At 46.0% G+C, this 10850-nt stretch carries 13 protein-coding genes; 12 read left to right on the plus strand and 1 reads right to left on the minus strand.

What is annotated here, in order from left to right; genetic code table 11:
* Window positions 1–73 precede the first annotated feature (73 nt).
* From kdsC to rnk, 11 genes are all read left to right on the plus strand, one after another.
* Window positions 74–637, plus strand: coding sequence for a 3-deoxy-manno-octulosonate-8-phosphatase KdsC (kdsC, locus tag PSI22_RS15565; protein WP_273580536.1), 564 nt, complete (start codon window positions 74–76; stop codon window positions 635–637).
* 19 nt (window positions 638–656) lie between these two features.
* Window positions 657–1244 carry an LPS export ABC transporter periplasmic protein LptC gene (gene lptC, locus PSI22_RS15570; RefSeq protein ID WP_273580537.1) on the plus strand — a complete coding sequence of 196 codons (588 nt, stop codon included), beginning with the start codon at window positions 657–659 and terminating at the stop codon, window positions 1242–1244.
* Window positions 1225–1758: a lipopolysaccharide ABC transporter substrate-binding protein LptA gene (lptA, locus tag PSI22_RS15575; protein ID WP_273580538.1), complete on the plus strand. Its 534-nt coding sequence runs from the start codon at window positions 1225–1227 to the stop codon at window positions 1756–1758. The genes lptC and lptA overlap by 20 nt, the downstream gene beginning before the upstream one ends.
* Before the next feature lie 6 nt (window positions 1759–1764).
* Window positions 1765–2490, plus strand: coding sequence for an LPS export ABC transporter ATP-binding protein (gene lptB / locus PSI22_RS15580; RefSeq protein WP_273580540.1), 726 nt, complete (start codon window positions 1765–1767; stop codon window positions 2488–2490).
* A gap of 65 nt (window positions 2491–2555) precedes the next feature.
* Complete coding sequence (rpoN, locus tag PSI22_RS15585) at window positions 2556–3995, plus strand: RNA polymerase factor sigma-54 (RefSeq protein ID WP_273580541.1); 1440 nt, start codon at window positions 2556–2558, stop codon at window positions 3993–3995.
* A gap of 23 nt (window positions 3996–4018) precedes the next feature.
* Window positions 4019–4306, plus strand: coding sequence for a ribosome hibernation promoting factor (hpf, locus tag PSI22_RS15590; RefSeq protein ID WP_273580542.1), 288 nt, complete (start codon window positions 4019–4021; stop codon window positions 4304–4306).
* Window positions 4307–4459: 153 nt separating this feature from the next.
* A complete protein-coding gene (gene ptsN / locus PSI22_RS15595) occupies window positions 4460–4927 on the plus strand; it encodes a PTS IIA-like nitrogen regulatory protein PtsN (RefSeq protein WP_038192519.1) in 468 nt (155 codons plus the stop codon).
* An 80-nt stretch (window positions 4928–5007) separates the two neighbouring features.
* Window positions 5008–5859, plus strand: a complete 852-nt coding sequence (gene rapZ / locus PSI22_RS15600; protein ID WP_038252669.1) for an RNase adapter RapZ — start codon at window positions 5008–5010, stop codon at window positions 5857–5859.
* Between the two features lie 17 nt (window positions 5860–5876).
* On the plus strand, window positions 5877–6149 hold the full coding sequence (gene npr, locus PSI22_RS15605; protein ID WP_038186548.1) for a PTS phosphocarrier protein NPr: 273 nt from the start codon (window positions 5877–5879) through the stop codon (window positions 6147–6149).
* 442 nt (window positions 6150–6591) lie between these two features.
* Window positions 6592–7824, plus strand: a complete 1233-nt coding sequence (gene alr, locus PSI22_RS15610; RefSeq protein ID WP_273580543.1) for an alanine racemase — start codon at window positions 6592–6594, stop codon at window positions 7822–7824.
* A gap of 205 nt (window positions 7825–8029) precedes the next feature.
* On the plus strand, window positions 8030–8440 hold the full coding sequence (gene rnk, locus PSI22_RS15615) for a nucleoside diphosphate kinase regulator (RefSeq protein WP_273580544.1): 411 nt from the start codon (window positions 8030–8032) through the stop codon (window positions 8438–8440).
* A gap of 51 nt (window positions 8441–8491) precedes the next feature.
* Here the strand turns inward: rnk and pmbA are convergent, their stop codons facing one another.
* Window positions 8492–9835 (minus strand): metalloprotease PmbA, encoded by a 1344-nt coding sequence (gene pmbA, locus PSI22_RS15620; protein ID WP_273580545.1) that lies wholly within the window; start codon window positions 9833–9835, stop codon window positions 8492–8494.
* 198 nt (window positions 9836–10033) lie between these two features.
* On the opposite strand from pmbA, the gene yjgA reads away from it, so the two are divergent.
* Window positions 10034–10573: a ribosome biogenesis factor YjgA gene (gene yjgA, locus PSI22_RS15625; protein WP_273580546.1), complete on the plus strand. Its 540-nt coding sequence runs from the start codon at window positions 10034–10036 to the stop codon at window positions 10571–10573.
* The last annotated feature ends 277 nt before the right edge of the window (window positions 10574–10850 follow it).

Below are 10850 nucleotides of genomic sequence, written 5' to 3' on the forward strand. Positions count from 1 at the left end.
AAGGGTTAGAGTATGTATAAAGCACAGGCAATGGTATAAGCAGCTGTGGTATAAACCTTAAGAGAATTCCTGAATGAGTCAAAAAACGTATCTGGACACCTGTTATGGCCCAGTCAACGAAGAAATTATCGAAAAAGCCAGTAAAATCCGTCTACTGATTTGTGATGTTGATGGTGTGATGTCAGATGGCCTGATATATATGGGCAATCAGGGTGAAGAACTGAAAGCCTTTAACGTTCGTGATGGTTACGGCATCCGTTGTCTGATTACCTCAGGTATTGAAGTCGCTATCATTACTGGCCGTAACGCTAAATTGCTGGAAGATCGCGCACAAACACTGGGTATTACACATCTTTACCAAGGACAGAGTGATAAGGTTTTGGCGTATAAGGAACTGTTAGATAAACTAACGTTACAGCCAGAACAAGTCGCTTATATTGGTGATGATCTTATCGACTGGCCTGTAATGGCACAAGTTGGGTTATCTGCTGCGGTTTCTGATGCCCATCCTCTGCTGCTGCCAAGAGCGGATTATGTGACTCGGATTGCAGGTGGCCGTGGTGCAGTCAGGGAACTTTGTGATTTGGTGCTTTTCGCTCAGAATAAGCTGGAAGGTGCCAAAGGGTTATCAATATAAGACTAAAATTGAAAAGAGAATGAGCAGAATTCAATCCTGGCTGATCGGAACACTGGCATTGATCGCGCTTGCGCTGATTGGCTGGAACTTATCCAATTTAAATGAAAACGCTTCATCGCCGATTGTGGATGATGGGCATCCCACTTATCAAACACAGGAAGCCACTTCTTTTGTCTATGATCCCGAGGGCAAGCTGGCTTACAAACTGGTGGCAGATGATGTACAGAACTATACGGAAACCAAACTGACTTGGTTTACCAAACCCATATTGACAACCTTTGCCCCCAATAGCACTGCCGAAACACCGACATGGACAGTACGCGCAAATAAAGCAAAGCTGACCAACGATAACATGCTCTATCTGTACGGCTATGTCCAGCTGGATAGCCTGACCGATGCATCACAACTGCAACGGATCACGACAGAAAATGCGACCGTCAATCTGGTGTCTCAAGATGTCTTATCCGACGACCAAGTCACTCTGATTGGTGTCGGCCTGAAATCTGTTGGCATGAAAATGCGTGGCAATCTGCGAAACAAAACTGCTGAATTGATTGAAAAGGTGACGACTCACTATGAGATCCCAAATGAACAACCTAATCCGTAATACCGTTATTGCCAGTACCCTGTTTGCAGTCAGCCTGCCCGTACTGGCATTGAAAGAAGATACGAAACAGCCCATTACCCTTAATTCTGACAGGCAATCTTTGGATTTAACGGGGAACGTAGCCACATTTACGGATAATGTTAGCGTAAAACAAGGCTCAATCGACATTCATGCGGATAAAGTCGTTGTCACTCGCCCAGAAGGGGATGCGAAAAAAACCGTTATTGAAGCCTACGGTAATCCGGCGACTTTCTATCAGTTACAAGATGACGGCAAACCCATCAAAGGGCATGCCTCAAAAATGCGCTATGAGATGGATAAAGAGCTGATGACGCTGACAGGTAATGCCTATCTTGAACAACTCGACAGTAACATCAAAGGCGATAAAATCACCTATCTGGTGCCAACACAGCAAATGGAAGCCTTTAGTGACAAAGGTAAACGTGTTACTACCGTCCTGTTGCCTTCCCAGCTACAGGAAAAAGGTTCCAGTGTTAACAACAAGAGTAAATAACGACGTATGGCAATTTTAAACGCAGAAAATCTGGCAAAGGCTTATAAGGGTCGCAGGGTCGTTGAGGACGTCAGTCTGACCGTCAAATCAGGCGAAATCGTGGGTTTGCTTGGCCCCAATGGTGCAGGTAAAACCACGACCTTCTACATGGTGGTCGGCATTGTGCCACGTGATACTGGCACCATCACCATCGATGATGAAGACATCAGCCTTCTGCCGCTACATGAACGCGCCCGCCGAGGGATAGGCTATTTACCGCAAGAGCCTTCCATTTTCCGTCGTCTGAGCGTATTTGACAATTTGATGGCAGTCTTGGAGATCCGCAAGGATATTACACAAGAACAACGAAAAGAGCGGGCAGAAGAATTGATGGAAGAGTTTCACATCGCCCATCTGCGTGACAATCTGGGACAGTCACTTTCCGGTGGTGAACGCCGTCGTGTGGAAATTGCCCGTGCTCTGGCCGCCAACCCGAAATTCATTCTTCTGGATGAACCTTTTGCTGGCGTCGATCCCATCTCCGTACTCGATATCAAAAAGATCATTCAACATCTGCGGGACTATGGGCTGGGAGTTCTGATTACAGACCACAATGTCCGTGAAACACTGGATGTCTGCGAACGCGCCTATATCGTCAGCCAAGGGCAGTTGATTGCCCACGGCTCCCCGGAAGAGATTCTCAACAACGAGCAGGTCAAACGCGTTTATCTGGGTGAGGGTTTCCGTCTTTAATCCTGATTCTGTCAGGCGTCATTCAGGAGAGATTCCAGAGAAATTCAGGAGAAAGTGGTAACGCTATGAAGCAAAGTTTGCAACTCAGGCTCAGTCAGCAACTGGCGATGACGCCACAGCTCCAACAAGCTATCCGTTTGTTGCAACTTTCTACGCTTGAGCTTCAACAAGAGATTCAGCAGGCTTTGGAAGCTAACCCACTGCTTGAACAGGATGATCTGCATGAGGAAATTGACAGTCAGGAATCCCCTGATGCGGCAACTGAGGTGATGGATACCCGCGAAGCGCTTGAACAGAAGGATATACCGGAAGAACTGCCATTGGATGCCAGTTGGGATGAAATTTACACGGCTGGCACCCCTTCGGGGACAAACAGCGATTACAGTGCTGAGGATTTTCCCGTCTATCAGGGTGAAACCACTCAAACACTGCAAGACTATCTGATGTGGCAGGCAGGATTGACGCCGTTTACTGAAACGGATTCTGCCATCGCCACCTCCATCATTGATGCGATTGATGATTCCGGCTATCTGACAGTTTCAATCGAAGAGATCCTTGCCAGCATTGGCGATGATGAGCTGATGCTGGAAGAAGTGGAAATCGTACTCAAACGCATACAGCATTTCGATCCGATTGGTATTGCCGCCCGCGATTTACGTGAATGCCTGCTTATTCAACTTTCAGTGCTGTCAACAGAAACACCTTACCTGAACGAAGCCAAACTGGTTGTCAGCAAATACCTTGAACTATTGGGCAATCGAGACTTTCGTAATTTGTTACGTCAGAGCAAATTAAAGGAAAACGCCCTGAAAGAAGCCATCGATATTATTCAATCATTGGAACCCAAACCCGGATTAGTGGTCAATACAGGTGAATCCGAGTATGTTATTCCTGATGTGCTTGCTCATAAAGAAAATGAAAGCTGGCAAGTCAAACTGAATACCGATAGCATCCCCCGTCTGCGCATCAATCAACACTACGCAGCGTTGGGGCAACAGTCCCATAGTGAAAGCGACAGTCTGTTCATTCGCAATAACCTGCAAGAGGCCAAGTGGCTGATAAAAAGCCTCGAAAGCCGTAATGACACATTATTGAAAGTTGCCAGCTGTATTGTTGAGCGGCAACAGGATTTTTTTGAATATGGTGCAGAGCACATGAAACCGCTAGTACTGGCAGATATCGCCTATCAGGTTGAAATGCACGAATCCACCATTTCCCGTGTGACAACACAGAAATATCTGTATAGCCCACGGGGCATTTTTGAATTGAAATATTTTTTCTCCAGCCATGTCAATACCGATAGCGGAGGTGAAGCCTCTTCTACTGCGATACGGGCACTGGTGAAAAAACTGGTCGCGGCAGAAAACCCGGCCAAGCCACTGAGTGACAGCAAATTGACCAGCATACTGGCCGAACAAGGCATTCAAGTAGCGCGTCGAACTGTCGCAAAATATAGAGAGTCGTTATCCATCCCGCCTTCAAACCAACGCAAAAAACTGGTTTGAACAACACAGAGAAGGAAAACACTATGCAACTCAATGTCACAGGCCACAATATTGAAATCACCGATGCATTACGCAACATTGTGAATACAAAATGCGGCAAACTGGATCAATATTTCGATAAAATTAACCTCATTCAGGTCATACTCCGAGTGGAAAAAGTGCAGAAAATCGCTGAAGCCACGGTGTATATCAATGGAGGTGAGTTGCATGCAAGCTCAGAGCATGAAGACATGTATGCGGCAATTGATGCGCTGGCAGATAAGCTGGCACGTCAATTGACCAAACACAAAAGTAAATTGAGACAACATTAACAGCTTTCTGGCAACGGGGCTGTCATAAACTCATCACTGTTCTACCTACATACCCAATAGATTTCAGATGAAAGGTATAAGTATAAACAGTGCATCAATACCGGGTGCCTCCAGTCAGGCATCCGGTATTACAGGCCCTAAGTGAATAAAGAAATGAACAACGAAACAGATTTACCACTAAGCTCGGTGCTTTCGCCCGAATGTACACGCAACAACGTACCTTGTTCGAGTAAAAAGCGCGCCTTAGAGATTATCAGTGAACTGGCATCAAAACAGCTTGGATTACCGGAAAATACCGTATTCGAGGCCATTCTTTCCCGCGAAAAAGTGGGCACCACAGGTATCGGCAACGGGATTGCCATTCCTCACGGCAAACTGGATAAAGAGTGCTCACACAATGCCGTTGGCGTGTTTCTGAATCTGGAACAGCCTATTGCCTTCGATGCCATCGATAATCAGCCTGTTGACTTGCTATTTGCTTTATTGGTGCCGTCTGACCAGTGTCAGACCCATTTACATTCACTATCATTGATTGCAAAGCGTCTTGCAGATAAGAATCTCTGCCGCCGCCTGCGTTCAGCACAAAGTGACGAAGAGCTATATAAAATCATAACTGAATAAATAGCGATTAAAATTATTGGGAAGCAACAAAACAGCAGCGGTTCATTAGAACCGCTGAGATATTAAAGGGGAGTCATCTCATGGTGCTGATGATAGTCAGCGGTCGTTCCGGCTCCGGTAAATCCGTTGCCCTGCGTGCGCTGGAAGATATGGGGTTCTATTGTGTCGATAACCTGCCAGTGGTCTTATTGCCGGAACTGGCAGGCACACTGGCTGAACGCGCTATTTCAGCGGCGGTTAGCATAGACGTGAGAAATATGCCGGAGTCGCCAGAAATTTTCGAAGAAGCTCTGACGAAACTGCCGGACACGTTCTCGCCACAATTGCTGTTTCTTGATGCGGATCGCAACACCCTGATCCGCCGCTACAGTGACACGCGTCGCCTGCATCCACTATCAAGCAAAAATCTGTCGCTGGAAAGCGCTATTGATCAAGAAAGTGACCTACTGGAACCCCTGCGTTCACGGGCAGACTTGATCATCGACACCTCTGAAATGTCCGTGCATGAATTGGCAGAAATGCTCAGAACACGTTTACTGGGCAAACGCGAACGCGAACTGACGATGGTGTTTGAGTCTTTCGGCTTTAAACATGGCATTCCGATTGATGCCGATTATGTTTTCGATGTGCGTTTCCTGCCGAACCCACACTGGGACCCTAAACTGCGGCCAATGACCGGTTTGGATCGTCCTGTGGCTGCCTTTTTGGATCGCCACACAGAAGTACACAATTTTATTTACCAGACTCGCAGCTATCTTGAACTCTGGCTGCCGATGCTCGAAACCAATAACCGCAGCTATCTCACCGTGGCAATTGGTTGTACGGGTGGTAAACACCGTTCCGTCTACGTCGCTGAACAATTGGCGGACTACTTCCGTTCCCGTGGCAAAAACGTGCAATCACGTCACCGCACACTGGAAAAACGTAAATAATATAATAACGGCAGAGCATGACAGTCAAAAAACGGCTTGAAATTAAAAATCGGCTTGGTATGCACGCCCGACCTGCAATGAAACTGCATGACCTTGTGCAGCAGTTTCAATCGCAGGTCATTCTGCGCAACAGCAGCAATATTCAAGCCGAAGCCCACAGCGTGATTGCCATGCTTATGCTGGATTCCGAACAAGGCAGTTACATTGAAGTCGAAGCGACGGGGTCGGATGAGCAGCAGGCACTGGCCGCCATTATTGAGTTATTTAATGCCGGATTTGATGAAGAATAAACACTTTCCTACTCTTCCCTACCCTTTTCTTCCTTTTAAACACTGAATCATCTCACTATAAAATGCCATTTCTTAAGCGAAATATCGTTTTTTCGCAGTTCCTACCATTTACGACTATATATCGTTCAAATAATACCATTGTCGAATAAGCAAACAATTATAAATATTCAACAATGGATACCAAGTGTAAAAATCAACCCAGAATCACGCCATATTCCTCTCATTATTCCCTCTGCCAGCCATCATCCATAGAAGATCATTAACATTTTAAAGTATAAATTTAGCTTATAGTATTGCCTATTTACAAATAGTATTCCTATTACAATCAAAGTTCCCCCCATAAAGCTTAACCATATGAAATTAATTAATAAAAAATTTATCATTAAGGGGTATTCACACTCGGAGCATTTTACAGTTCAAATATTAAACCGGAGATTACTTCATGCGTTTTAATAAAACCACACTGGCAATCCTTCTTGGCCTGACCCTGTGCCAAGGCACTGCTCAAGCCGCCCCTACGCTTTCTTTAGACAATACTCAGGCAGAACACGTTGCAGCTACTAACAACGCTTGGGTTGAAATCAACACGACGACTTTCGAAAATAATATCCACACACTACAAAGCAAACTGACAAAAGACACCAAAGTGTGTGCGGTTCTGAAAGGTGATGCCTACGGTCATGGTATCGATTTACTGATGCCCTCTATCATCAAAACAGGCCTACCTTGTGTAGGAATTACCAGTAATGAAGAAGCTCGCATCGTGCGCGAAAGCGGCTTCAAAGGGCAATTAATGCGCATCCGTGCGGCGGCCGCGACTGAAATTGAAAGTACGCTGGGCTACGACATGGAAGAAATCGTTGGCGATCTAGAACATGCTAAAACCATTGATGCCCTTGCCAAAAAACACGGCAAAACAATCCGTGTCCATTTGGCTCTGAACACTGGACGTATGAGCCGTAACGGGCTGGAAATGAAAACTGAGCAGGGTAAACAAGAAGCGCTGAAAATCACTCAGTTGCCTAACCTGAAACTGGTCGGCATGATGAGCCATTATGCCCTCAAAGATCTGGATGCGATCCGCGAAGGTGTGAAAGATTTCAAAGAACAAACGGCTTGGTTGATCAAAGCCGCCAATCTGAAGAGAGACGAAATCACTCTGCACGCTTCAAGCTCTTATGCGTCAATCCGCGTACCGGAAGCACAATTCGATATGGTGCGGGTCGGCAGTGCACTGTACGGCGTTCTGACCCCTGAGTACCCAGAATTCAAGCCGCTGATTCAGGTAAAAACCCGTGTTGCTTCTGTTAAACCCTATCCTAAAGGTAATGGTGTCAGCTACGACAACACCTACATCCTGAAACGTGATTCCAAACTGGCTAACCTGCCTGTTGGCTTCTCTGACGGTTTCAGCTCCAGCCTGTCCAACAAAGCGTTTGTTCTGATCAACGGTCACCGCGCTCCTGTTGTCGGCCTCGTTTCCATGAACACTGTCATGGTCGATGTGACTGACTTGCCTGATGTGAAGAGTGGCGATGAAGTGGTCATCTTCGGTAAACAAGGCAAAGAAGAAATCACTCAGTCTGACATTCAAAAATGGGGCGGAATGCATCTTGTTGAGTTATCTTCCATTTGGGGAGAAACTAACCCAAGGATCGCCACTACAGGCGCATAATCCACGGTTTAAAATGATATCGGGCTGTTCTTCCGCTCTGTGTAAATTGACCCAGTTCCATTAACAACACAAAACAGTTCGTGATCATGATCTCTTTATTTTCACGACAGAACAGCCTAATATCAATTTAATTACTTTTAAAATAACACCCCCCTCCTTGTGATGCGGGGTGTTATTTTGTATTGAGCCTAATTTGGAGCGTGGTATGAAAAAACCAAAAATTATTATTAACGAACTCGATGCGGAACGTTTAGATTCGCTGTTGGAACAACCTGCCTTTGCCAATACCAGCATTGCAGAGGCACTGAATGAAGAATTGGATCGAGCTGAAATTGTGTCTCCGGTTGAAATTCCGCCGGATGTTGTCACAATGAACAGTGAAATTCGTTTTATTGATTTGGGTAGCAATGAAGAGCGTGTACGCACTCTCGTTTATCCGGCTTCCCTACAGGATAGTACCAAACACCTGTCTGTCATGGCACCTTTAGGAGCCGCCCTTTTGGGTCTGCGGGTGAATGATGAGATCACCTGGGAACTGCCAAACAGTGAAAAAACCCGGATTAAAGTATTAGAAATTATTTATCAACCCGAAGCCGCGGGTGAATATCATCGCTAGCTCACAGCCAGTCCAGTAGGCCCCAGACTGGCTGTTGTTGATTGAGTATCCCTATTGACCGGCGATACTCATTTCCGGCAGCAGTACCGAACCACACTGAATATTACTGCGTGTTTCGATATCATCACCGACGGTCACCATATTCGCCCACATATCTTTCAAATTGCCTGCGATGGTGATTTCACTGACCGGATACTGGATCTCGCCATTCTCAACCCAGAAACCAGATGCACCACGGGAATAATCGCCAGTAACCGCACTGACACCTTGCCCCATCAGCTCAGTAACAATCAGGCCCGTTCCCATTTCACGTAACAAAGCTGCAAAATCCAGCCCTTGACCCGCAATGCGCCAGTTATGAATACCCCCTGCATGCCCCGTATTCACCATGCCCAGTTTACGGGCTGAATAGGAAGTCAGCAGCCACGTCTGCAACACACCCTCTTTGATAATATCACGTGGTGTAGTACGCACACCTTCACTGTCAAAAGGTGTTGAAGCCAGACCTCTGAGCAAATGCGGCTGCTCTTCAATCGTCAGCCACGAAGGTAAAATCTGCTTGCCCAAGCTATCCAGCAGGAAAGAAGATTTGCGGTAAATGCTACTGCCGCTGATCGCCCCGACCAAATGACCGAACAGTCCCGTAGCCACTTCCGCAGAAAAGATGACAGGCGCTTTCATGGTCGGTAACTTACGTGCACCCAGACGAGAAAGAGTACGGCGAGCACACTCCTGCCCAACCCATTCCGGTGATTGCAATTCGTCAAAACGGCGGCCGACGGTATAAGCATAATCACGTTCCATATTGCCATCTTGTTCAGCAATCACACAGCTAGACAGAGAATGGCGGCTTGAACAGTAGCTTTGCAGCATACCGTGACTGTTGCCAAATATCCGTATACCATAATGGCTGTTAAAACTGCCGCCTTCGGTATTGGTGATACGTTGATCTGCCTGCAATGAGGCTTGTTCCGCACGGGCAGCCAGTTCGATGGCAGTATCCGTATCCAAATCAGCCGGGTGGAAGAGATCCAGATCTGGGGCTGCGAATGCCAACAGATCTTTATCCGCCGGGCCAGCATAAGGATCAGGTGAAGTATAGCGAGCGATATCAATCGCGGCCTGCACGGTGCGGGCTATTGCCTCTGGACTGAGATCGGTTGAAGACGCGCTGCCTTTGCGCTGCTGATGATAAACCGTGATCCCCAGCGCCCCATCGCTGTTAAACTCAACATTTTCGACTTCACTGAAACGGGTGCTGACGCTAATCCCCGTCGTTTTATTGACCGCGACTTCCGCAGCATCAGAACCGGCCTTCGCTAATTCGAGTGCGTGGGAGACCGCATCTTCCAATTGCTTGCGCTGTTCCGCGATATGTTGATTAGTGACTATCATTAATTAACCGTAATCCAATGAATTAAAGAGATAATTTATCAGGAAAAGCGCCTCACATTCGTCCACAACGTTAATGCCGAGTGGTAATCAGGCAATTTTCCCAGTTACAATACACAATATTAGGATGTTAACACCCACCGGACGATTGGTCATGTTCCAAAATGCACCTTATCCGGCCTTTTTAGAAGGAAAAAAATTATGGTAAAGCAGCCTGAAGATTGGCTTGACAATTATCCTGCTGAAGAGGAAGACGAAGAGATAATCTGGGTCAGTAAAAGTGAAATTAAGCGAGATGCTGAAGCACTGAAAAAACTGGGAATGGAGCTGGTTGAGCTCAGTAAAAACGCACTGGAACGCATTCCTCTGGATGGTGACCTGCTGGCAGCCATTGAGCTGGCGCAGAAAATCAAGCGTGAAGGCCGTCGCCGCCAGCTGCAGTTGATTGGCAAAATGTTGCGTTCCCGCGATCCAGAACCGATTACTATTGCACTGGATAAACTGAATAACCGTCACAACCAGCAGGTAGTGCTGTTCCACAAGCTGGAAGAATTACGTGACAGACTGCTTGAAGATTCAGATGGTGCCCTGGCAGAAGTGGTTACATTGTATCCACAAGTGGATCGCCAGCAACTGCGGACGATGGTTCGCAACGCCAAAAAAGAGAAGGAGGCTAACAAGCCACCAAAATCCTACCGTCAGATTTTCCAATATCTGAAAGAGCTGTCTGAATCAGCTTAATATGTTTCCACCGCCAGTTCTTTAAGGACTGGCGGTATTCTCTTTCCTCTCCGCCATTTCATCTTCATCACCTCTATGAGGTCACAAAACCAAGCATCCATGTTCATGATTAGTTGCATTAAATTAATTTATGTTAATAGTTTAAGTCTAAATAAATATAAAACTAATAAAGAATAAATAAACTCAAAAATATAAAATATAAAATATAAAATATAAAATATAAAATATAAAATATAAAATATAAAATATAAAATATAGAATATAGAATATAGAATAT

Origin of the sequence: Xenorhabdus aichiensis (genome assembly GCF_028598775.1) — a bacterium.
GTDB lineage: Bacteria > Pseudomonadota > Gammaproteobacteria > Enterobacterales > Enterobacteriaceae > Xenorhabdus > Xenorhabdus bovienii.

Excerpts from the sequence above, each read along its gene's own strand:
- rapZ (WP_038252669.1), top strand. The coding sequence starts at position 5,008 with ATGGTGCTGATGATAGTCAGCGGTCGTTCCGGCTCCGGTAAATCCGTT.
- rpoN (WP_273580541.1), top strand. The coding sequence starts at position 2,556 with ATGAAGCAAAGTTTGCAACTCAGGCTCAGTCAGCAACTGGCGATGACG.
- npr (WP_038186548.1), top strand. The coding sequence starts at position 5,877 with ATGACAGTCAAAAAACGGCTTGAAATTAAAAATCGGCTTGGTATGCAC.
- pmbA (WP_273580545.1), bottom strand. The coding sequence starts at position 9,835 with ATGATAGTCACTAATCAACATATCGCGGAACAGCGCAAGCAATTGGAA.
- alr (WP_273580543.1), top strand. The coding sequence starts at position 6,592 with ATGCGTTTTAATAAAACCACACTGGCAATCCTTCTTGGCCTGACCCTG.
- ptsN (WP_038192519.1), top strand. The coding sequence starts at position 4,460 with ATGAACAACGAAACAGATTTACCACTAAGCTCGGTGCTTTCGCCCGAA.
- lptC (WP_273580537.1), top strand. The coding sequence starts at position 657 with ATGAGCAGAATTCAATCCTGGCTGATCGGAACACTGGCATTGATCGCG.
- rnk (WP_273580544.1), top strand. The coding sequence starts at position 8,030 with ATGAAAAAACCAAAAATTATTATTAACGAACTCGATGCGGAACGTTTA.
- kdsC (WP_273580536.1), top strand. The coding sequence starts at position 74 with ATGAGTCAAAAAACGTATCTGGACACCTGTTATGGCCCAGTCAACGAA.
- hpf (WP_273580542.1), top strand. The coding sequence starts at position 4,019 with ATGCAACTCAATGTCACAGGCCACAATATTGAAATCACCGATGCATTA.
- lptA (WP_273580538.1), top strand. The coding sequence starts at position 1,225 with ATGAACAACCTAATCCGTAATACCGTTATTGCCAGTACCCTGTTTGCA.
- lptB (WP_273580540.1), top strand. The coding sequence starts at position 1,765 with ATGGCAATTTTAAACGCAGAAAATCTGGCAAAGGCTTATAAGGGTCGC.
- yjgA (WP_273580546.1), top strand. The coding sequence starts at position 10,034 with ATGGTAAAGCAGCCTGAAGATTGGCTTGACAATTATCCTGCTGAAGAG.